This is a genomic window from Rhizobium sp. BT04, assembly GCF_030053135.1.
Taxonomy (GTDB): Bacteria; Pseudomonadota; Alphaproteobacteria; order Rhizobiales; family Rhizobiaceae; genus Rhizobium; species Rhizobium binxianense.
The window spans coordinates 476817-499048 of record NZ_CP125652.1; the positions used below are offsets into that span (position 1 = coordinate 476817).

Annotated in this window: 19 protein-coding genes; 17 read left to right on the plus strand and 2 right to left on the minus strand. The window is 61.6% G+C overall.

Annotation, left to right across the window (positions count from 1 at the left end; translation table 11 throughout):
• Window positions 1-12: 12 nt before the first annotated feature.
• The 9 genes from QMO82_RS10895 (at window position 13) to lpxB (ending at window position 9729) form a co-directional block, all read left to right on the plus strand.
• Complete coding sequence (locus QMO82_RS10895; RefSeq protein WP_183607458.1) at window positions 13-756, plus strand: isoprenyl transferase; 744 nt, start codon at window positions 13-15, stop codon at window positions 754-756.
• Entirely contained in the window at window positions 756-1586 is an 831-nt protein-coding gene (locus QMO82_RS10900; protein ID WP_183607457.1) for a phosphatidate cytidylyltransferase, read from the plus strand. Before QMO82_RS10895 ends, QMO82_RS10900 begins: the two co-directional genes overlap by 1 nt.
• Before the next feature lie 28 nt (window positions 1587-1614).
• Window positions 1615-2748: an RIP metalloprotease RseP gene (rseP, locus tag QMO82_RS10905; protein WP_183607456.1), complete on the plus strand. Its 1134-nt coding sequence runs from the start codon at window positions 1615-1617 to the stop codon at window positions 2746-2748.
• 197 nt (window positions 2749-2945) lie between these two features.
• Complete coding sequence (bamA, locus tag QMO82_RS10910) at window positions 2946-5285, plus strand: outer membrane protein assembly factor BamA (protein WP_183607455.1); 2340 nt, start codon at window positions 2946-2948, stop codon at window positions 5283-5285.
• Between the two features lie 50 nt (window positions 5286-5335).
• Window positions 5336-6403, plus strand: a complete 1068-nt coding sequence (lpxD, locus tag QMO82_RS10915; protein ID WP_183607454.1) for a UDP-3-O-(3-hydroxymyristoyl)glucosamine N-acyltransferase — start codon at window positions 5336-5338, stop codon at window positions 6401-6403.
• The gene (gene fabZ / locus QMO82_RS10920; protein WP_097618841.1) at window positions 6396-6863 is read left to right on the plus strand and encodes a 3-hydroxyacyl-ACP dehydratase FabZ; all 468 of its coding nucleotides are present in this window, start codon (window positions 6396-6398) and stop codon (window positions 6861-6863) included. Before lpxD ends, fabZ begins: the two co-directional genes overlap by 8 nt.
• Window positions 6860-7678 (plus strand): acyl-ACP--UDP-N-acetylglucosamine O-acyltransferase, encoded by an 819-nt coding sequence (gene lpxA / locus QMO82_RS10925; protein WP_183607453.1) that lies wholly within the window; start codon window positions 6860-6862, stop codon window positions 7676-7678. Before fabZ ends, lpxA begins: the two co-directional genes overlap by 4 nt.
• A gap of 3 nt (window positions 7679-7681) precedes the next feature.
• Window positions 7682-8563: an LpxI family protein gene (locus tag QMO82_RS10930; RefSeq protein ID WP_183607452.1), complete on the plus strand. Its 882-nt coding sequence runs from the start codon at window positions 7682-7684 to the stop codon at window positions 8561-8563.
• Window positions 8560-9729, plus strand: coding sequence for a lipid-A-disaccharide synthase (gene lpxB / locus QMO82_RS10935; RefSeq protein ID WP_183607451.1), 1170 nt, complete (start codon window positions 8560-8562; stop codon window positions 9727-9729). Before QMO82_RS10930 ends, lpxB begins: the two co-directional genes overlap by 4 nt.
• A gap of 28 nt (window positions 9730-9757) precedes the next feature.
• On the opposite strand, the gene gltA is transcribed toward lpxB, so the two are convergent.
• Complete coding sequence (gene gltA / locus QMO82_RS10940) at window positions 9758-11047, minus strand: citrate synthase (RefSeq protein WP_097618837.1); 1290 nt, start codon at window positions 11045-11047, stop codon at window positions 9758-9760.
• Window positions 11048-11337: 290 nt separating this feature from the next.
• Between gltA and QMO82_RS10945 the strand changes: the two genes are divergently transcribed.
• Entirely contained in the window at window positions 11338-13770 is a 2433-nt protein-coding gene (locus QMO82_RS10945; protein WP_183607450.1) for a ComEC/Rec2 family competence protein, read from the plus strand.
• Here QMO82_RS10945 and lexA read toward each other — a convergent pair.
• Window positions 13751-14470, minus strand: a complete 720-nt coding sequence (gene lexA / locus QMO82_RS10950; RefSeq protein WP_029873161.1) for a transcriptional repressor LexA — start codon at window positions 14468-14470, stop codon at window positions 13751-13753. The two genes, QMO82_RS10945 and lexA, sit on opposite strands and share 20 nt — an antisense overlap.
• 195 nt (window positions 14471-14665) lie before the next feature.
• Here lexA and QMO82_RS10955 point away from each other — a divergent pair, with 195 nt between their 5' ends.
• From QMO82_RS10955 to QMO82_RS10985, 7 genes are all read left to right on the plus strand, one after another.
• The gene (locus QMO82_RS10955) at window positions 14666-15562 is read left to right on the plus strand and encodes a VOC family protein (RefSeq protein WP_183607449.1); all 897 of its coding nucleotides are present in this window, start codon (window positions 14666-14668) and stop codon (window positions 15560-15562) included.
• Window positions 15559-16404, plus strand: a complete 846-nt coding sequence (gene kdsA / locus QMO82_RS10960) for a 3-deoxy-8-phosphooctulonate synthase (RefSeq protein WP_183607448.1) — start codon at window positions 15559-15561, stop codon at window positions 16402-16404. Before QMO82_RS10955 ends, kdsA begins: the two co-directional genes overlap by 4 nt.
• Window positions 16405-16546: 142 nt before the next feature.
• Entirely contained in the window at window positions 16547-17821 is a 1275-nt protein-coding gene (gene eno, locus QMO82_RS10965) for a phosphopyruvate hydratase (protein WP_183607447.1), read from the plus strand.
• Between the two features lie 130 nt (window positions 17822-17951).
• A complete protein-coding gene (locus QMO82_RS10970; protein WP_011425208.1) occupies window positions 17952-18272 on the plus strand; it encodes a septum formation initiator family protein in 321 nt (106 codons plus the stop codon).
• Window positions 18273-18417: 145 nt separating this feature from the next.
• Window positions 18418-19464, plus strand: a complete 1047-nt coding sequence (gene pdhA / locus QMO82_RS10975) for a pyruvate dehydrogenase (acetyl-transferring) E1 component subunit alpha (RefSeq protein WP_183607446.1) — start codon at window positions 18418-18420, stop codon at window positions 19462-19464.
• 15 nt (window positions 19465-19479) lie between these two features.
• Window positions 19480-20865, plus strand: a complete 1386-nt coding sequence (locus QMO82_RS10980; protein WP_183607445.1) for a pyruvate dehydrogenase complex E1 component subunit beta — start codon at window positions 19480-19482, stop codon at window positions 20863-20865.
• Window positions 20866-20880: 15 nt separating this feature from the next.
• Window positions 20881-22227 carry a pyruvate dehydrogenase complex dihydrolipoamide acetyltransferase gene (locus QMO82_RS10985; RefSeq protein WP_183607444.1) on the plus strand — a complete coding sequence of 449 codons (1347 nt, stop codon included), beginning with the start codon at window positions 20881-20883 and terminating at the stop codon, window positions 22225-22227.
• The last annotated feature ends 5 nt before the right edge of the window (window positions 22228-22232 follow it).

Genomic DNA, 22232 nt, shown 5'->3' on the forward strand with positions numbered 1-22232 from the left:
ACCGGACGGGAAATGTCGGAAACTGTATTTGTGACTGTGCCAGAGCATGTTGCCATCATCATGGACGGCAATGGCCGTTGGGCCAAGCAGCGCGGCTTGCCGCGCACGATGGGCCATCGCAAGGGCGTTGAGGCGGTCCGCGAGACAGTTCGCGCCGCAGGTGCCGTCGGCATAAAATATCTGACCCTCTTTGCCTTCTCCTCTGAGAACTGGCGCCGGCCGGAGGCCGAGGTTTCCGATCTGCTCGGTCTGCTCAAGGCTTTCATCCGGCGTGACCTTGCCGAGCTTCATCGCCAGAACGTGCGCATCAAGGTGATCGGCGACCGCCACAGCCTGCGCAGCGACATTCTCGGCCTGTTGCTCGAGGCTGAGGAAACGACCAAGGACAATACGGCGCTGACGCTGGTCATCGCCTTCAACTACGGTTCGCGCGACGAGATCTCCCGGGCTGTGGCGAGCCTGGCGAGGGACGTCGAGGCAGGCCGCCTGCGGGCCCAGGACATCACCCCCGCATTGATCGACGCCCGTCTCGACACGGCGGGTATTCCCGATCCGGATCTGATCATCCGCACCAGCGGCGAGGAGCGGCTGTCGAACTTCCTGCTCTGGCAGGCCGCCTATTCGGAATTCATCTTCCTTCCGGAATACTGGCCGGATTTCAGCCCCGAGATCTTCCGCCAGGCGCTCGAGAAATTCGCCTCTCGCGACCGGCGCTTCGGCGGCCTGTCGTCGCAGGCTGCCGCGGTCGGCACCTGATGCAGAGGGAATTGAAGCTCCGCATCGTTTCAGGACTGATTCTGGCGGTCATCGTTCTTGTTGCCACCTGGTATGGCGGGTTTACCTTCCGCATCCTGGCTGCCGTGATCGGCCTGTTGATCTATTATGAGTGGTCGAAAATAACCGGCATCGCGCGTGATTGGGTCGCCAACGCTGTCGGCTGGATCGGCCAGGCGGCGATCGCCTCCCTGGTGCTTGTCGGCCATTTCGAATTCGCCGCCGGTATGGTGGTCGGCGTTACTGCCGTCGGCATAGCGCTGATCATCCTGCACGGCACCAGCCGCTGGTTGCCGGTCGGCCTGTTTTATGCCGGCGCCACCGGCCTGGCGCTCGCCGCGATCAGAAGCGATGACCGGCCCGGTCTTTACGCCATGCTCTTCGTCTTTGCCGTCGTCTGGGCAACCGACATCCTGGCTTATTTCGTCGGCAGGGCGCTTGGCGGGCCGAAGCTTGCCCCTTCGATCTCGCCGGGAAAAACATGGTCTGGCGCCATCGGCGGTGCCGTTTCGGCGGTCGCAGCCGGCGTCGTTCTTATCCACTTTCTCATTCCGGGCGCTGAAATCATCGCCGCCGGCGCAGCACTCGTTCTCTCGGTCTGCAGCCAGTCGGGAGATCTGTTTGAATCCTTCATCAAGCGAAAATTCGGCGTCAAGGATTCAAGCCGTCTCATTCCGGGTCACGGCGGTGTCATGGACCGTGTCGACGGACTGATTTTTGCCTGTTTTTCGGCGTTCTTGCTTGCTGGAGCTTTTTCCCTGATAAAGGGGGCCGAAATGACCTCGCTCGGAGCGGCATTGTTCGGACTCTGATGACGCGGCAGCCCGACGGAAGGAACTCATGGACGTGATGGCCGGTATATACGCATTCCTGATGGGGAATATCGTCACCTTCATCCTCGTGCTCTCGCTGCTCGTCTTCGTGCATGAGATGGGTCATTACCTCGTCGGGCGCTGGAGCGGTATCCGCATCCTTGCTTTTTCCGTCGGTTTCGGCCCGGAACTATTCGGCTTCACCGACCGCCATGGAACGCGGTGGAAGATTTCGGTGATCCCGCTTGGCGGCTACGTCCGTTTCTTCGGTGACGAGGATGCCTCGAGCAAGCCCGACAGCGAGGGGATCGCCGCCATGTCCGAGGAGGACAGGGCGCGCTCCTTTGCCGGCGCCAAGCTGTGGAAACGCGCTGCAACCGTTGCGGCCGGCCCGATCGCCAATTTTCTGTTGGCGATCGCCATCTTCACCATTCTTTTCTCTGTCTATGGTCGCACGATCGCCGATCCTGTTGTCGCCGAGGTCAAGCCGGAGGGCGCCGCTGCCGCCGCCGGTGTCCTTCCCGGCGATCTCCTGGTCGCCATCGACGGCAGCAAGGTCGAGACCTTCGACGACGTGCGCCGCTATGTCAGCATCCGCCCCAGCCAGAAGATCGTCGTGACGATCGAGCGCGCCGGCCAGAAGCTCGACTTGCCGATGGTGCCGGAGCGCGTCGACCAGACGGACCAGTTCGGCAACAAGATCGAGCTCGGCCAGATCGGCATCGTCACCAACCAGCAGGCCGGCAATTTCCGCCTGCAAACCTATACGCCGCTCCAGGCGCTGCGTGAGGGCGTAATCCAGACCCGGGATATCGTCACCGGCACCTTCAAATATATCGGCAACATCTTCGCCGGAACGATGCGGGCCGATCAACTGGGTGGACCGATACGCGTGGCGCAAGCTTCGGGCCAGATGGCGACGCTTGGTATAGGCGCAGTGTTGCAGCTTGCCGCCATGCTGTCGGTTTCGATAGGATTGCTTAACCTGATGCCGGTCCCGGTACTTGATGGCGGCCATCTGATGTTCTATGCGGTGGAGGCGGTGAGGGGGAAACCATTGGGCTCGGCGGCCCAGGAAATTGCATTTCGCATCGGCCTGGCGATGATACTGACATTGATGGTTTTCACGACCTGGAACGACATCGGCTCGTGGATAGGGTAAACGAGCAAGGCATGGGAATTACTATTTATTTACGATGTTTCAAGGCTGTAGTGGCGAATGGGTCACGCTTGCAAATGAAGTAAACAGAAATTAACGGCCTCGCTTGCTTGTATGTCAAAAGCGGGTAAAACGACACACGTGACCGGAATCGGGTTCTCCCGGCAACGGGGACGAGGGAAACAAAGGTAATAGGTGAAATGAAGGCTGGTTCAAAGTTTTTGAACGCAGTATCGGCGGTTGCGCTGTCTGCTAGTGTTGTTGCTTCGGGCGCAGGTGCTTTGACGTTCGTTTCCGCTACGGCCGCTGAGGCCGCGGTTATCCAGCGCATCGATGTGCGCGGTGCAAGCCGTGTCGGCGCGGAAGCCGTCCGATCGAACCTTACCATCGCTCCCGGAAAGAGTTTTTCCAACAGCGATATCGATGCCTCGGTCAAGCAGCTCTACGGGACGGGTTACTTCTCCGACGTCAAGATCTCGGTCTCTGGCAGCACGCTGGTCGTCAACGTCCAGGAAGCCCAGCTGGTCAATCAGGTCGTCTTCAACGGCAACCGCAAGATCAAGGACGACAAGCTCGCGACGATCGTCCAGACCCACGCTGCCGGCCCCTACAGCGACACCCAGATCCAGGCCGACATCCAGTCGATCAAGGAAGCTTATGCCGCCACCGGCCGCAGCGAGGTCGAAGTGACGACGCAGGTGGTGCCGCTCGGCGAAGGCCGCGTCAACCTTGCCTTCGTCATCAACGAGGGTGACCGCACCAAGATCGATTCGATCAACTTCGTCGGCAACAATGCCTACAGCGCCGGCCGCCTGGCTGCCGTCATCAACACCAAGCGTTCGAACTTCCTCTCGTTCCTGACCCGCAAGGACGTCTATAACGAAGACAAGCTGCATGCCGACGAGGAAGCGCTGCGCCAGTTCTATTACAATCGCGGTTACGCCGACATGCGCATCGTCTCTTCCGATGCCACCTTCGACGACGCGACCAACAAGTACACGCTCACCTTCAACATCGAGGAGGGCCAGCGTTACGACTTCGGACCGGTGACTGTTCAGTCCACAGTCGAAGGAGTCGGCTCCGATCAGCTGCAGCCGCTCGTGCGCACGAAAGAAGGCCACGTCTACAGCGCCAAGGAAGTGCAGAAGTCGATCGAAGCGATCTCCGATCAGGTTGCTTCTGCCGGTTATCCCTTTGCGCGCGTCACGCCGCGCGGTAACCGCGACCTCAACAACAATACGATCGGTGTCGAATACCTGGTCGACCAGGGCGAGCGCGCCTATGTCGAGCGCATCGAGATCCGTGGCAACAGCCGCACGCGCGACTACGTGATCCGCCGCGAATTCGACATGAGCGAAGGCGACGCCTTCAACCAGCAGATGATCACCAAGGCCAAGCGCCGCCTCGAAGCGCTCGGTTACTTCTCTTCCGTCAATATCTCCACCCAGCCGGGCAGCTCCCCGGACCGTGTCGTGGTGGTCGTCGACGTGCAGGATCAGTCCACGGGTTCGTTTGGTGTCGGCGCGGGTTATGCCGCCGGCGGCGATGGTCTGCTGCTGGAAGCCTCGATCGAGGAAAAGAACTTCCTCGGCCGGGGTCAATACATCCGCATTTCGGCTGGCGGCGGTCAGGAAGGTTCGCGCGCCTACGGCGTCAGCTTCACTGAGCCTTATTTCCTTGGCTACCGCCTGGCGGCGGGCTTCGACGTCAACCACAGCGAAACGTCGAGCAATGACAACTACGATTACGAGGAAACCAGCGTCGTCCTGCGCGTCACCGCGCCGATCACCGAGGATCTGGCGACGACCTTCCGCTATAACTACAAGCAGATGAAGTACGACGCTGACAATAACGATCTTTCTGATCTGTCCGCTCCGTATCAGCACCTCGTCGAGGACAGCCCTTGGACGCGCTCTTCCATCTCGCAGACGCTGACCTATAACACCCTCGACGATACGGTCCTGCCACGCGAAGGCATCTATGCGACGGCGACGCAGGAAATAGCCGGCCTCGGCGGCGACTCACAGTTCTACAAGATCTACGGCAAGGCCCGTTACTATCACCTGCTCGCCGACGATGCCGATATCATCGGCTCGGTTTCGGCCTCGGCGGGTTATGTCGTCGGCTTCGGGGAGCACCTGAATGTTTTCGACCAGTTCACCCTCAGCAATGGTGATATTCGCGGCTTCGAAAACAAGGGTATCGGCCCGCGCGTTTCCGGCACCAACGACGATCCGCTGGGTGGTACGACTTATTTCACGGCGTCGGCCGAAGCGACCTTCCCGATGCCGGGCTTCCCGCGTGACTTCAACCTGCGCGGCGCGGTCTTCGCCGACGCGGGCACGTTGTTCGGCAACGACGTTGACCTGAGGGGTGACGGCATCGATGGCGAAGACGCTTCTCTGCGCGCTTCCGTCGGTCTCGGTGTTGTCTGGCAGTCTCCCTTTGGTTCATTGCGCCTGGATTACGCGATCCCGGTTCTCAAGGAAGACTTCGACAAGACGCAGAACTTCAAGTTTGGCATCAACAACCAATTCTGATATCGGCAGTCCGGAACTGTAAGACTCAATTCCGTTCTGGAGCATTGCCGATGGAGCAAAACGTTTTTTTTCTGCCCCATGAAGGTCTGAAGCTCGCTGAGCTGGCAGAGTTTCTTGGGGCGGAACTCGTCAATTCCGACCATTCAGATGTTGTCGTCAGCTCCGTTGCCCCTCTCAACCGGGCGCGCGCGGGCGATCTCTGTTATATCCTGTCGCGCCGCAGCCGCGATGAACTGGCGACATGCGAAGCCTCGGCGGTGATCTGCGACAAGGCGCTCGCCGATCTCGTCCCCGAGCATATCCCGGTCATCCTGTCGTCCAATCCGCATGCGGCCTTCGCGATGGCGGGCGGTCTGCTCTATCCCGCGGCATTGCGCCCGGTCGTTTTTTCCTCAGGCGAAGGCGAAATCGCACCCAGCGCTGTGATCGACCCGAGCGCCAAACTCGAAAAGGGCGTGATCGTCGAGCCGATGGCGGTCATCGGTCCGCATGCCGAGATCGGTGAAGGGACACGGATCGGCGCACACAGCCTTATCGGTCCAGGCGTCAAGATCGGCCGGGATTGTTCGATCGCAGCCGGTGCGAGCGTTCTCTGCGCGCTGATCGGCAACGGTGTCATCATCCACAACGGCGTGCGCATCGGCCAGGATGGTTTCGGTTATGCACCGGGTCCGCGCGGCATGATCAAGATCGTCCAGATCGGCCGTGTGATCATCCAGGACAAAGTCGAAATCGGCGCCAACACCACGATCGACCGCGGCGCCATGGACGATACCGTCATCGGCGAAGGCACCAAGATCGACAACCAGGTGCAGATTGGCCACAATGTCCAGATCGGTCGCCATTGCGCCATCGTTGCGCAAGTCGGCATCGCCGGCAGCACGAAGATCGGCAATGGCGTGCAGATCGGCGGCCAGGTCGGCATCAAGGGGCATGTGACGATCGGCGACGGCGTGCAGATTGCCGCCAAAAGCGGTATCATGACCGACCTTCCAGCCGGCGGACAATATGGCGGTGTCCCAGCACGTCCGCTAAAAGACTATCTGAGAGAGGCCGCACAGCAGGTGTCGAAAAGCAAGCTGCGTGGAAGGAACCCTGGAGGCAAGGAAAATGACTGAGGAAGCCACGACAACGCTTTCTTCGGCTGACATCATCGAGATCATGAAGCTGCTGCCGCATCGGTATCCGTTTCTCATGGTCGACAAGATCATCGAGATCGATGGCGACAACAGCGCGATCGGCATCAAGAATGTCACGGTGAACGAGCCGCATTTCACCGGCCATTTTCCGGAAGCTCCGATCATGCCTGGTGTGCTCTTGATCGAGGGCATGGCGCAGACCGCGGGTGCGATCTGTGCCAAGAAGGAAGGTCAGCCCGGCAACCTCGTCTATTTCATGACCATCGAGAATGCGCGTTTTCGCAAGCCCGTCCTGCCCGGCGATCGCGTCGAATTCCATGTCAAGAAGCATAAGCAGCGCGGCAATATCTGGAAATTCCATTGCGACGCCAAGGTTGACGGCGCGCTTGTCGCCGAGGCCGATATCGGCGCGATGATCGTTCGTAAGGATCAGGCATGAGCAATATCGCCGAAAGCGCCCATATTCATCCGATGGCTGTCGTCGAAGACGGCGCTGTTGTCGGTGAGGGCGTCAAGATCGGTCCCTTCTGCTATGTCGGCCCGCATGTCGTGCTCCATGCGAATGTCGAGCTCCTGGCGCATGCGGTCGTCACCGGCCGCACCGTGATCGGCAAGGGCACACGCATCTTCCCTATGGCCGTCGTCGGCGGTGATCCCCAGAGCGTGCATCACGGCGGCGAGGAGACGACGCTGACGGTCGGCGCCAATTGCACGATCCGCGAAGGTGTGACGATGAACACCGGCACGGCCGATTTCGGCGGCCAGACGATCGTCGGCGACAACAACCTCTTCCTGGCCAATTCCCATGTCGCGCATGACTGCAGGGTCGGCAACCACGTGATCATGTCGAACAACGTCATGCTCGCCGGCCATGTCGTCATCGAGGATCGCGTCATCCTGGGCGGCGGCTCGGCCGTTCACCAGTTCACCCGCGTCGGCCGTCAGGCCTTCGTCGGCGGGCTTTCGGCGGTGAGTTACGACGTCATTCCCTATGGCATGCTGAACGGCAATCCCGGGCTGCTGGGCGGTCTCAATGTCGTCGGCATGACGCGGGCCGGCGTCGACCGCGCCGTCATCCACAGGGTGCGCCGCGCCTATAAATCGATCTTCGAAGGAACGGCCTCGATCCGCGAAAACGCCGCCGCCATCCGTGACGAATATGCCGATTGCGAGCAGGTGGTCCACATCCTCGATTTCATCGCCGCCGACAGCGACCGCGCCTTGTCCTCGCCGACCCGGGGGCAGAAGGGCTAATCCGTGGTTTTATCAGGCGAAACCGCTGCGGGGCGGCTGGCGATCATTGCCGGCGGCGGTCTTCTGCCTTCCTATGTCGCCGAAGCCGCGCGCGCGGCGGGTGAAAATCCCGTCATTGTCGCGCTGAAGGATGAAAGCGACCGGCGCTGGGAGGGTTATGATCATGCCGTCATCGGCATCGGCGATTTCGCCGCCCTCGATGGGCTCTTCAACCGTTATGGCGTCGGCCGTGTCGTGATGTCGGGCAGCGTGCGCCGCCGGCCGGAATGGCGCGAGGTGCGCCCGACGCTGCGCATCCTGATGAAGGTGCCGGCCGCCATCCGCACGCTGCTCTCCGGCGGCGACGACACGGTTCTGCAGATGGTGATCCGGCTGATCGAGGGAAACGGCCGCCGCGTCGTCGGCGCCCATGAAATCGCCCCCGACCTGCTGGCCTCCGTCGGCCCGCTTGGCGCGGTCGTGCCCGGCGAGGAAGATCGGCGCGATATCAGCCGGGCCGCCGAAGCCGCGGACATGCTCGGCCGGCTCGACGTCGGGCAGGGTGCTATCAGCATCGGCGGACGGGTCGTGGCACTCGAGGGTCTTGAGGGCACGGATGAGATGCTGGACCGTGTCGCGGGTCTCAGGGCTGCCGGGCGCATCTCGCCGCGGCGGCGCGGCGCGCTCGTCAAGCTCTGCAAGCCGCAACAGGATATCCGCGCCGACCTGCCGGCGATCGGCGTTTCCACGATTCTGAACGCTGCGAATGCCGGCCTTGCCGGCGTCGCCGTCGAGGCCGGCCGCGCGCTGGTGCTCGATCGCGCCGCCGTCATCAAGGCCGCCGATGAGTCCGGTCTTTTTGTCTGCGGTATCGATCGCGGCCTGCCGACATGGGGGCTCGAATGAATGGGTCGCCGCTGAAAATCGCCGTCATTGCCGGCGAGGTGTCGGGTGATCTGCTCGGCGCCGATCTCATCGCTGCCCTGAAGCGGATTCACGGCGGGCCGGTGGAACTCGTCGGCGTCGGCGGCGAGGGGCTGCAGGCCGAGGGCCTGACATCCCTGTTCGATTTTTCCGAGCTTTCGATCATGGGCATCACCCAGGTGCTGAGCCGGCTGCCGAAGCTCTATACGCTGATCCGCCAGACGACCGCTGCCATCATCGCTGCAAGGCCTGACATTCTGCTGATTATCGACAGCCCGGATTTCACCCATCGCGTCGCAAAGCGGGTCCGCACCGCGCTGCCCGATCTGCCTGTCGTCAATTATGTCTGTCCGAGTGTGTGGGCCTGGAAGGAATATCGCGCCACGCGCATGCTCGCCTATGTCGATCACGTACTCGCCGTTCTCCCCTTCGAGCCGGCAACGATGCGCGCGCTCGGCGGGCCGCCGACGACCTATGTCGGGCATCGCCTGACGGCCGACCCCGCGTTGCTGCAAACCCGAAGCGCGCGCGCCGGCCGGCAGCCCGGCAACGGCACGATCCTTCTTCTTCCCGGATCGCGTTCCTCTGAGATCAAGAATCTCCTGCCTTATTTTGAAGCGGCAACGAAGGAGCTTGTCGCGCGCAACGGGCCGACGCGTTTCATTCTGCCGACGGTGACGCACAAAGAGGCGCTTGTCCGCGAAATGACGGCGGGATGGGCGCTAAAGCCGGAGATCGTTGTCGGGGCGGAAGCGAAATGGAAAGCCTTCACTGCGGCCGATGCAGCCATGGCGGCGTCCGGAACCGTTATTCTTGAACTTGCACTTGCCGACGTTCCCGTCGTCTCCGCCTACAAGGTCGACTGGATCATGCGAATGCTGACAGGGCGCATCAAGACCTGGACCGGCGCACTGCCGAACCTGATCGCGGATTACCCGGTTGTGCCGGAATATCTGAACGACGTCGTTCGCGGCGCAAGCCTTGCGCGCTGGATGGAAAGGCTGTCGGCCGACACCTACCAGCTCAAGGCAATGAAGGAAGGCTACGAACTTATCTGGCAGCGAATGCAGACGGAAATACCGCCTGGTGAGCATTCGGCGCAGATCGTGCTCGCTGTTTTAGCCAACAAAAAACCCGGCCATTCCTGACCGGGTTTTCTTTTGGAGTTCGAAGCAATCAGCGTTTCGAAACCGGCACGTAATCGCGCTTCGGTTCGCCGACATAGAGCTGGCGCGGACGGCCGATGCGCTGTTCCGGATCTTCGATCATCTCGTTCCACTGGGCGATCCAGCCGACGGTGCGGGCGAGCGCGAACAGCACGGTGAACATGGTCGTGGGGAAGCCCAGCGCCTTCAGCGTGATACCGGAATAGAAGTCGATATTCGGATAGAGCTTCTTCTCGATGAAATATTCGTCGGTGAGCGCGATGCGCTCCAGCTCCATCGCCACTTCGAGCAACGGATCGTCCTTGATGCCGAGTTCGCCGAGCACTTCATGCGTCGTCTTCTGCATGATCTTGGCGCGCGGATCATAGTTCTTGTAGACGCGGTGACCGAAGCCCATCAGGCGGAACGGATCGTTCTTGTCCTTGGCGCGGGCGATATATTCCGGAATGTGGTCGACCGAGCCGATTTCCGAAAGCATGTTGAGCGCCGCTTCGTTGGCGCCGCCATGGGCGGGGCCCCAGAGGCAGGCGATGCCGGCGGCGATGCAGGCGAACGGGTTGGCGCCCGACGAGCCGGCGAGCCGGACGGTCGAGGTCGAGGCGTTCTGCTCGTGGTCGGCATGCAGGATGAAGATACGATCCATGGCGCGGGCAAGCACCGGATTGACCACATATTCCTCGCAGGGCACGGCAAAGCACATGCGCAGGAAGTTCGAGGCGTAGTCGAGATCGTTCTTCGGGTAAACGAAGGGCTGGCCGATATGGTACTTGTAGGCCATGGCGGCGAGCGTCGGCATCTTGGCGATCATGCGCAGGCTGGCGACCATGCGCTGGTGCGGATCGGTGATGTCGGTGGAGTCGTGATAGAAGGCCGACAGCGCGCCGACACAGCCGCACATGACGGCCATCGGATGCGCATCACGGCGGAAGCCGGTAAAGAAGCGGCTCATCTGCTCGTGCACCATGGTGTGGTGCGTGACGCGATAATCGAAATCCTTCTTCTGCGCGGTGGTCGGCAGTTCGCCGTAGAGAAGCAGGTAGCAGACCTCGAGGAAGTCGCCATGCTCGGCCAACTGCTCGATCGGATAGCCGCGATGCAGCAGCACACCCTCGTCGCCGTCGATATAGGTGATTTTGGATTCACAGGATGCGGTCGAGGTAAAACCCGGATCGTAGGTGAAGGAAGCGGTGTTCTTGTAGAGAGCACCGATATCGATGACGCTCGGGCCGATCGTGCCGCTTTTGACAGCGAGGTCGACTGATTTGTCACCGATTTTTATTGTTGCGCTTTGATCCGTCATGCTGATCCTCCGAACTGGCGGTGGCGCCACAAAAGCGCCATAGGGGTTAAGCGTCCTCACCGATAGCTATATGATCGCGAAGCTAATGCCAAGTTACCCCGATGGCATTTTGTGCATTGCGGCATCACCTTTTAGGCACTGCAGCGATGAGCCGCACGCATAGCGGAAGCCAATGATTCGACTGGTCTTTTGGCGCTCGCGATTTCCCCTCATATTTCAATCGATTATTCTTGCTCGTTTTGATTGAAGGTTGCATTCTGGCCGCCAGTGCGGGTGACCTTGGGCGGCATATGCAGGAATTGACGACAGTCGAATTGCGGCCGGAAGCGGGCACCGGCGTCGCCGATCAGCCGGATTTTGCTGCGTCTGTCGTGGTGACGCGACCGGCAAGGACACAGTCGGCAGTGCCGTTGCGCCACCGGCTGCCGGCCGCAGCCATGCAATCGCTGCGTGCCGGGGCCTGCATGCTGGCCGAGGAAGCCGATCATGGCCGTCTGCTGCTGTTCTCGCCGGTCTTCCTCGGCGCCGGCTCGGCCGTCTGGTTTCTCGCCGCATCGGATTTTCCCCTCGTTGCATCGCTGCTTTGCCTGCTGGTGCCGGCGGCCGCGGTTTTCCTGACCGGCCGCAGCCGGCCGGCATTGCGGGCGACGTTCGCTGCGCTTGCACTTTTCGCCTGCGGCATGCTCTCGGCTGAGTTCGAGAGCTGGCGGGCTTCGACCGTCATCCTCGATTCATCCGTGACGACGACGGTGACGGGCCGTGTCGAACGGCGGGAAGGCGACGGCCGCGGGCGCTGGCGCTACATTCTTGCCGTCGCGGGCACGGAGGCGCCGGAGTTGAAGCGGCCGCCGGGACGCATAACCGCAATCGTCCGTGGCGCCGACGCGCCTTTCGAGATCGGCGACATTATCACCGGCAGGGCACGGCTGACGCCACCGGCAGGCCCCGCACTTCCTGCGCTCAACGACTTCTCATTCGGTGCTTATTTCGATGGCATCGGCGCCAATGGTTTCTTCTATGGCGCGCCTGAGAAAGTCGACGTGCAGGCAGGCCCGCAGGCTGCCAGGTCGACGTCGGACGCTCTGCTCGAATGGCTCTACCGGCTGCGCAGCGGCATCGGCGACCGCATACGATCGATCCTGCCCGGCGACACGGGCGCTTTTGCCGCTGCTCTGGTGACGGATGAGCGGCGCGCCATCTCGAATGCGACGACGGAGGCGCTGCGCCAGTCCGGCCTTGCCCATATCGTTGCGATCTCGGGCCTCAATATGGCGTTGTCGGCCGGCATCTTCTTCGTCGGTTTCCGGATGCTGCTCAGCCTCTTTCCCGGCGTCGCCCAGGCCTATCCGACCAAGAAGATCGCCGCCGCCGGCGCGCTCATCGCCGTCACCGCCTATTTCCTGATCTCCGGTTTCGGGGTCTCGGCCGAACGCGCCTTTATCATGATGGCCATCATGCTGGTTGCCGTGTTCTTCGATCGGCCATCGATCAGCCTGCGCAATGTCGTTCTCTCCGCGTTGGTCATCATCGCCATTTCACCCTCCGAAGTCTTGGGCCCGAGCTTTCAAATGTCCTTTGCCGCGACATTGGCTTTGGTATCGGGTTATCAGCTGTGGAAGGATCGGCGTGTCCGGGAAAACGCCTTGCTGAAACTGCCGATCGTCAGGCCGGTGGTCGCCGTCGCCGGTTTCTTCGGCGGCGTCTTTCTGACCTCGCTGATCGGCGGTTTTTCCACCGCGCTGTTTTCGATCGAGCATTTTCATCGCCTGACCGCTTACGGCCTGCCGGCAAACCTCGCGACGATGCCGATCATTTCCTTCATCGTCATGCCGGCCGGGCTGCTGGCGATGTTGCTCATGCCTTTCGGTCTGGACGCTCCCCTCTGGGAGGTGGTCGGATTCGGCCTCGATCTGGTGATTGCGGTCGCCAAGACGGTGTCCGGCTGGGGCGGTGATATCGGCATCGGCCGCTTGCCCGCCTGGTATTTCGCTGTTGCCGTGGCAGGCTTTCTGCTGCTGACGCTGCTGCGCACCCGGCTGCGCCATGTCGGCACATCGATCATATCAGTCGCGACTCTTATCCTGCTGCTTCTGCCGGTTCCCCGGCCGCCGGACCTGGTGATTTCGGAGGATGGTAGTCTGGTTGCGGTCGTCGCGGTCGCGGCGATCGCTTCCAACCGTGAAAACCCGCCGGATTTCATCTTCGACCAGTGGCAGCGAGCGCTGGTCCTGCCGACGCATGCAGCGCCGAAGATGCTGGATGGTCCCGCTATCCCGCCGGAAGGAGAAGACCGCCGCGTCAGGCTCTCCCGCGATCAGCAGAACGAAGCGAGGACGGCGATGCAGGCGGCGGCCGCGGGCGGCGACGCAAACCGTTTTTCCTGCGTCAAGAAGGCCTGGTGCACATCAAGGCTCGGCAATGGCCATATCGTCACCGTCATCGACAATGCCGCCTATCTCGGTCCGGCCTGCGATGCGGCCGATATCGTCGTGACATCGGTCCGCCTGCGTTTCAACAGCTGCCGCTCTGGTGGGACGCTCTTTACCGGCGAGACGCTGCGCAGGACAGGCTCCGTGGAGTTGCGCTTCACCGATGCCGGCCTGGAGGTCGTGAGCGCATTCGAGACCCTGTCGCGGCCATGGATGCGCCATCGCGCCTATGACTGGCGCAGCAACAGTTTTGCCGAATCCGGCCTGTCTGGTGTCAGTGATAGCGGCGAATGAGGCCGACGAGCTTGCCCTGTACCTTGACGCGGTCCGGCCCGAAGATCCGGGTCTCGTATGCCGGGTTGGCGGCCTCCAGCGCGATCGAGGCGCCTTTGCGGCGGAAGCGCTTCAGCGTCGCTTCCTCGTCATCGACGAGGGCAACGACGATGTCGCCGGGACTTGCGGTGCTGCCGTTGCGGATGATCACGGTGTCGCCGTCGAAGATGCCGGCATCGATCATCGAATCGCCCTTGACCTCGAGCGCATAATGTTCACCGGAGCCGAGCATGTCGGCGGGAACGACGATGTCGTGGGTATTGTTCTGGATCGCCGAGATCGGCACGCCGGCGGCGATCCGGCCCATAACAGGCACGGAGACCGAGTTGCCGTTATCGGCGACAGGTTTGGCAGGAGCGGGAGCGGCGACCGGCTGGGGCTTGCCGAGGCTGCCTTCGATGACGCTCGGCGAAAAGCCCCGCCGTGGCTGGATGCTGGGGCTGTAGGCCTCCGGAAGCTTGATGACCTCGAGTGCCCGGGCCCGGTTCGGTAGGCGGCGAATGAAGCCGCGTTCTTCGAGCGCTGTAATCAGGCGATGAATGCCGGACTTCGAGGCAAGATCGAGGGCATCCTTCATTTCGTCGAAAGACGGCGGAACGCCGGACTCCTTCATGCGCTCATGAATGAAAAGGAGAAGCTCCTGTTGTTTGCGCGTGAGCATCGACGTCAGACCCCTGATTGAAACAAATCCAGAACAGACACTATATGTTCCATATGTGTTCCGCAAGTGGCTAAATTTCCGTAAAACTTGCCGCCAACTCGTTGAGATTTTTATTTTCGTTCGCCGGATTGGCGGACAAGTCTTGCCTTGGGTGGCACTCTCACACATCTCTGCTTTGCCACGAGAGGGGATATCATGAACGCGCATTCCGCCAAACCGCATCCGCTGGATCACGTCGTGCTGCCCGTCGTCAATATCGATCTGGCGCGCGAAAGGCTCGGCAAGCTCGGCTTTACCGTTGCCGCCGAGGCGCGCCATCCCTTCGGAACGGAAAATGCCTGCGTCTTTTTTGCCGACAAGACCTATCTGGAGCCGCTCGGGGTTGCGAGCATCGCCGAGAGCGAGACGTCGGCGCGGCAAGGCAATGTCTTCACCGCCCGCAACCAGGCTTTCCGTTTCCGCTGCGGCGAGGAGGGGCTTTCGGCAATCGTCTTCGCCACCGAAGATTCTGCCCGTGATCATAAGAATTTCGCCAGCAAGGGATCGAGCGCCGGCGAGATGCTGGAGTTCAGCCGGCCGATGATGATGCCGGATGGTTCCGAGAGCGTCGGCAGCTTCAAATTGGCTTTCGCCAGCGATCTGCGGGCGCCTGATTTCTTCCTCTTCACCTGTCAGCGCATCAACCCGCTCCCGGCTGACCGTGGTGCGCTGGAGAAACATGCCAATGGCGTCATCGGCATAACCGAGGTTGCGCTTTGCGCGCCTGATGCCGCCGCATTCGGCGCCTTCGTCAGCCTCGTCGCGGCGCAGCCGGCAATCGAGAAAACCGGTTTCGGCGTCAATATCGCCGCGTCGAATGCGAGAATCAGCCTGATGACGCCGGAAGGGCTGGAGGCCTATTTCGAGATCGCCGTCTCATCCGCCGACCGCGGCCTGCGCGGCCGGGCAATCCTCTTTGCTGTCGCCGATCTTGCCGTGACAGAAGCGCATTTGGCTGCTAACGGAGTGACGTATACGCGCAAGAACAATCGCATTCTGGTGAAGCCCGCGCCCGGGCAGGGCACGCTCTTCGCCTTCGAGGAAACACGATGAGCACCGATACGAATTCCGAAGTCAAGATCGGCGAAGGCCAGGGCCAGGTCACCTTTTCAAATGCCGGCCGCCTGTCGCTGATTGCCGGCCCCTGCCAGATGGAGAGCCGCGACCACGCCTTCATGGTCGCCGGCACGCTGAAGGAGCTTTGCGAAAAGCTCGGCATCGGCCTCGTCTATAAGAGCTCGTTCGACAAGGCGAACCGCACTTCGCTTTCGGCCGAACGCGGCATCGGGATTGAAAAGGGTATGGAGGTCTTTGCCGACCTGAAGAAGGAATTCGGCTTTCCCGTCCTGACCGATGTCCATACCGCCGAGCAATGCGCCGAAGTGGCAGAGGTGATCGATGTGCTGCAGATTCCAGCCTTTCTCTGCCGCCAGACCGATCTTCTCATCGCCGCCGCCAAGACCGGCCGCGTCGTCAACGTCAAGAAGGGCCAGTTCCTCGCTCCCTGGGATATGAAGAACGTCCTGAAGAAGCTCAACGCCAGCGGCAATCCGAACGTGCTGCTGTGCGAGCGCGGCGCCTCCTTCGGTTACAACACTCTGGTTTCCGATATGCGTTCGTTGCCGATCATGGCAGCGATGGGCGCCCCCGTTGTTTTCGATGCCACACATTCCGTGGCGCAGCCGGGCGGGCAGGGGGATTCCTCCGGCGGTCAACGGGAATTCGTGGAAACGCTGGCGCGTGCAGCGGTAGCGACCGGCATTGCCGGCGTCTTCGTCGAAACCCATCAGGACCCGGACAATGCGCCTTCCGATGGCCCGAACATGGTCTATCTCAAGGACATGCCGCGGCTTCTGGAAAAGCTGCTCGCCTTCGACGCGGTCGCCAAGGCCTGACGTTCAACAGCCTGACATGATCGTGCTGTAGGCGAGATCGGACAAGCTGGTTCGAAGGCGGAAAACTGCGCCATTGTAATTTGCACGCCTTCGATTATGACAGGCTTCGAACGACTTATCACCCACCGAGCAGGAAGAACCCATGACTGCAATCACCGATATCATCGCCCGCGAGATTCTCGATAGCCGTGGCAACCCCACCGTCGAAGTCGATGTCTATCTCGAAGACGGCAGCATGGGCCGCGCGGCCGTTCCCTCGGGTGCCTCGACGGGCGCGCATGAGGCGGTCGAGCTGCGCGACGGCGGCAAGCGCTACCTCGGCAAGGGCGTCCAGAAGGCGGTCGATGCCGCCAACACCGAGATCTTCGACGCGATCGGCGGCATCGACGCCGAAAACCAGATCCAGATCGACAACATCATGATCGAGCTGGACGGCACGCCGAACAAGTCGCGCCTCGGCGCCAACGCCATCCTCGGCGTCTCGCTCGCCGTCGCCAAGGCTGCCGCCCAGGCCTCCGGCCTGCCGCTTTACCGTTATGTCGGCGGCGCTTCCGCCAGCCTCCTGCCGGTGCCGATGATGAACATCATCAACGGCGGCGCCCATGCCGACAACCCGATCGATTTCCAGGAGTTCATGATCCTGCCGGTCGGCGCCGACACGATCGCCGAAGCCGTGCGCATGGGCTCGGAAGTCTTCCATACGCTCCGCAAGGAACTTGCCGCACAGGGCCACAACACCAATGTCGGCGACGAAGGCGGTTTCGCACCGGGCCTGAAGAGCGCTTCGGAAGCCCTCGACTTCATCGTCAAGTCGGTCGAGAAAGCCGGCTACAGGCCGGGTGAGGACATCTACCTCGGCCTCGATTGCGCCTCGACGGAATTCTTCAAGGACGGCAAATACGTTCTCGAAGGTGAAGGCCGCACGCTCGAATCGGGCGCCATGGCCGAATATCTGGCCGAACTCGCCGCCAAATATCCGATCATCTCGATCGAGGACGGCATGGCCGAAGACGACTGGGACGGCTGGAAGACGCTGACCGACCTGGCCGGCAAGAAGACCCAGCTCGTCGGCGACGATCTCTTCGTCACCAATTCCGCCCGTCTTCGCGACGGCATCCGCATGGGCGTCGCCAATTCGATCCTCGTCAAGGTCAACCAGATCGGCTCGCTGACGGAGACCCTTGACGCCGTCAACACGGCGCACAAGGCAGCCTACACCGCCGTCATGTCGCACCGCTCCGGTGAAACCGAAGATTCGACCATCGCCGATCTCGCGGTCGCCACCAACTGCGGTCAGATCAAGACCGGCTCGCTGTCGCGTTCCGACCGCCTTGCCAAGTACAACCAACTGATCCGCATCGAAGAAGGTCTCGGCCCCCAGGCCCAGTATGCCGGCCGTTCGATCATCCGCGGCTGATCTGATTGGCAATGCTCGACCCGCGCCCTCCCGGCGCGGGTTTTTTGTTGCGCTTCTTTAGAGTCAACGAACGGTTAATCTCTGCGCGGTAGATTGAACGAATTGGTAATGCGTTCAAGAGCATGCGTGTATGTGGACAAAGCATCATAAGAAGAGAAAGCTCGGCCGCTTCGTCATTCCGGCCATGACGGTCGCCTTCCTTTCCTATTTCGGTTATCATTGCATTCATGGCGATTACGGCCTGCGCGCGACGGAAACGTTCGAGCATCAGCGTGTCGCACGCGAAAAAGAGCTTGCGATCTTGAAGGCGAAGCGCGAACATCTGGAAAATCAGGTCGCGCTGCTGAGTGACGGTTCGCTCGACAAGGATATGCTGGACGAAAAAGCGCGCTATCAGCTCAATATGTCGCGCGCCGACGAGATCGTCATATTCAATCATTATTCCAATTAACCTGAATTGGGTTAATTGTATTTTTCTCTGTTTTATCAATAATTTAGTGCCGAATACGAGCCATGCAATTATGGCATTGCTGTGGTCATGTTTCTTCCCTATGGTACGCGCCACCGAGAAACGACAAACCCATAGGGAGGGTTGAATGGCGCCGCGAAAGACCGCGACCGTTTCCAGCCGCAAAACTGCAGCAAAACCGGCAGCCAAGGCATCGAATGGAGGCCCTGTGGCCGACTTCGATCGCGATGAGGAGCTTAAGGCCTATCGCGAAATGCTGCTGATCCGCCGCTTCGAGGAGAAGGCCGGTCAGCTTTACGGCATGGGCTTCATCGGCGGCTTTTGCCACCTCTACATCGGTCAGGAAGCTGTCGTCGTCGGCATGCAGATGGCGCAGAAGGAAGGCGACCAGGTCATCACCGCCTATCGCGACCACGGCCACATGCTGGCAACCGGCATGGAAGCGCGCGGCGTCATGGCGGAACTGACCGGGCGCCGCAGCGGCTATTCCCACGGGAAGGGCGGCTCGATGCACATGTTCTCGAAAGAAAAGCATTTCTACGGCGGTCACGGCATCGTCGGCGCCCAGGTTTCGCTCGGAACGGGTCTTGCCTTTGCAAACCGCTACCGCGGCAACGGCAATGTCTCCATCGCCTATTTCGGCGACGGCGCCGCCAACCAGGGCCAGGTCTACGAGAGCTTCAACATGGCGGCTCTCTGGAAGCTGCCGATCGTCTATATCGTCGAGAACAACCGTTACGCCATGGGCACCTCGACCGCCCGCGCGACGGCGCAGTCGAACTACTCGCTGCGCGGCTCCGGCTTCGGCATCCCCGGAATTCAGGTCGACGGCATGGATGTTCGCGCCGTCAAGGCCGCGGCCGACGAGGCGCTCGAACATTGCCGCTCCGGCAAGGGCCCGATCATCTTGGAAATGCTGACCTATCGCTATCGCGGTCACTCCATGTCCGATCCGGCGAAGTATCGCTCCAAGGAGGAAGTGCAGAAGATGCGCTCCGAGCAGGATCCGATCGAACAGGTCAAGGCGCGCCTCATCGAAAAGGGTTGGGCTTCCGAAGACGATCTGAAGGCGATCGACAAGGATGTCCGCGACATCGTCGCCGACAGCGCCGATTTCGCCCAGGCCGATCCGGAGCCGGATGCATCCGAGCTCTATACCGACATTCTGCTCTAATCGGGGAGGGAACCCATGCCTATCGATATCCTCATGCCCGCCCTCTCTCCGACGATGGAAGAAGGCACGCTGTCCAAATGGCTGAAGCAGGAAGGTGACAAAGTCACCTCCGGCGACGTGATTGCCGAAATCGAAACCGACAAGGCGACGATGGAAGTCGAAGCCGTCGATGAAGGGATCATCGGCAAGCTGCTCGTCGATGCCGGCACCGAAGGTGTCAAGGTCAACACCAAGATCGCCGTGCTGCTGCAGGACGGCGAATCCGCTTCGGACATTTCCGCCGCTAAGCCGGCCGCCGCGGCAGCGCCCGCTGTTGCCCAGGAAGAGAAGCCGACCAATACCGGTTCCGCCTCCGCACCGCTTCCGGCCGAGCCGAAGGCCGTCGTTCCGAACGATCCCGAAATCCCGGCCGGCACCGAAATGGTGTCGACGACCGTGCGCGAAGCGCTGCGCGACGCCATGGCCGAAGAAATGCGCGCCAGCGAAGACGTCTTCGTCATGGGCGAGGAAGTTGCCGAGTACCAGGGCGCCTACAAGGTCACGCAAGGCCTGCTGCAGGAATTCGGCCCCCGCCGTGTCATCGACACGCCGATCACCGAGCACGGCTTTGCCGGCGTCGGTGTCGGCGCCGCGATGGCAGGCCTTCGCCCGATCGTCGAATTCATGACCTTCAACTTCGCCATGCAGGCGATCGACCACATCATCAACTCGGCCGCCAAGACGCTCTATATGTCCGGCGGCCAGATGGGTGCTCCGATCGTCTTCCGCGGCCCGAACGGTGCGGCTGCCCGCGTCGGCGCCCAGCACAGCCAGGACTATGCGGCCTGGTACAGCGCCATCCCCGGCCTGAAAGTCGTCATGCCCTACACGGCCTCCGACGCCAAGGGCCTGCTGAAGGCGGCGATCCGCGATCCGAACCCGGTCATCTTCCTCGAAAACGAAATTCTCTACGGTCAGCACTTCGACGTGCCGAAGCTCGACAATTTCGTCCTGCCGATCGGCAAGGCCCGCATCCATCGTTCGGGCAAGGACGCCACGGTCGTCTCCTTCGGCATCGGCATGACCTATGCGACCAAGGCGGTTGCCGAACTCGAGAAGATCGGTATCGACGTCGAACTGATCGACCTTCGCACCATCCGCCCGATGGATCTTCCGACGATCATCGAATCGGTCAAGAAGACCGGTCGCTTGGTCACCGTCGAGGAAGGTTATCCGCAGTCGTCGGTCGGGACTGAAATCGCCACCCGCGTCATGCAACAGGCCTTCGACTATCTCGATGCGCCGATCCTGACGATTGCGGGCAAGGACGTGCCGATGCCCTACGCCGCCAATCTCGAAAAGCTCGCCCTTCCGAACGTCGGCGAAGTCGTCGATGCGGTGAAGGCTGTTTGCTACAAATAAGGGGAGGGTATCTCGATGCCGATCAATATCACGATGCCCGCCCTCTCTCCGACCATGGAAGAAGGCAATCTTTCCAAGTGGCTGGTCAAGGAAGGCGACACGGTCAAGTCTGGCGATGTGATCGCCGAGATCGAGACCGACAAGGCGACGATGGAAGTCGAAGCCGTCGATGAAGGCACGGTCGCCAAGCTCGTCGTTGCCGCCGGCACCGAGGGCGTTAAGGTCAATGCGCTGATTGCCATTCTCGCCGCCGATGGTGAGGATGTCGCCGCTGCCGCAAGCGGCGCGGGTGCCGCCGCTCCGGCGCCCAAGGCTGAAGCCGCACCTGCGCCGAAGGCCGAAGCTGCACCGGCTGCGGCCCCGTCCGCACCGGCGCCTGCCGTCGCACCCGCGGCGGTTTCGGCTGACGGCAACCGCACTTTCTCTTCGCCGCTCGCGCGCCGTCTGGCCAAGGAAGCCGGCATCGACCTCTCGGCCGTCGCAGGCTCCGGCCCGCATGGCCGCGTCGTCAAGAGCGATGTCGAAGCTGCCGTTGCCGGCGGTGGCGCCAAGGCTGCGGCCGCACCGGCGGCCGCTCCGCAGGCCGCCGCAGCCCCGGCCCCGGCCGCTGCAGCGCCGAAGGGCGCTTCCGAGGAAGCCGTTCTCAAGCTCTTCGAGCCGGGCTCCTACGAGCTCGTGCCGCATGACGGCATGCGCAAGACCATCGCTCGGCGCCTGGTCGAATCCAAGCAGACGATCCCGCATTTCTACGTCAGCGTCGATTGCGAACTCGACGCTCTGATGGCGCTGCGTGCCCAGCTGAACGATGCGGCGCCGCGCAAGGACAACGCTCCGGCCTACAAGCTCTCGGTCAACGACATGGTCATCAAGGCCATGGCGCTGGCGTTGCGCGACGTTCCCGACGCCAACGTATCGTGGACCGACAGCAACATGGTCAAGCACAAGCATGCCGATGTCGGCGTCGCCGTCTCGATCCCCGGCGGCCTGATCACGCCGATCATCCGCAAGGCCGAGCAGAAGACGCTGTCTGTCATCTCCAACGAGATGCGCGATCTCGGCAAGCGGGCCAAGGACCGCAAGCTGAAGCCCGAGGAATATCAGGGCGGCACCAGCTCGGTTTCGAACATGGGCATGATGGGCGTGAAGAACTTCGCCGCCGTCGTCAATCCGCCGCATGCGACGATCCTCGCGGTCGGCGCTGGGGAACAGCGGGTCGTCGTCAAGAAGGGCGAAATGGCGATCGCCACCGTGATGTCGGTCACGCTGTCGACCGACCATCGCTGCGTCGACGGCGCGCTCGGCGCCGAGCTGCTCCAGGCCTTCAAGGGCTATATCGAAAACCCGATGGGCATGCTTGTCTGATAGCA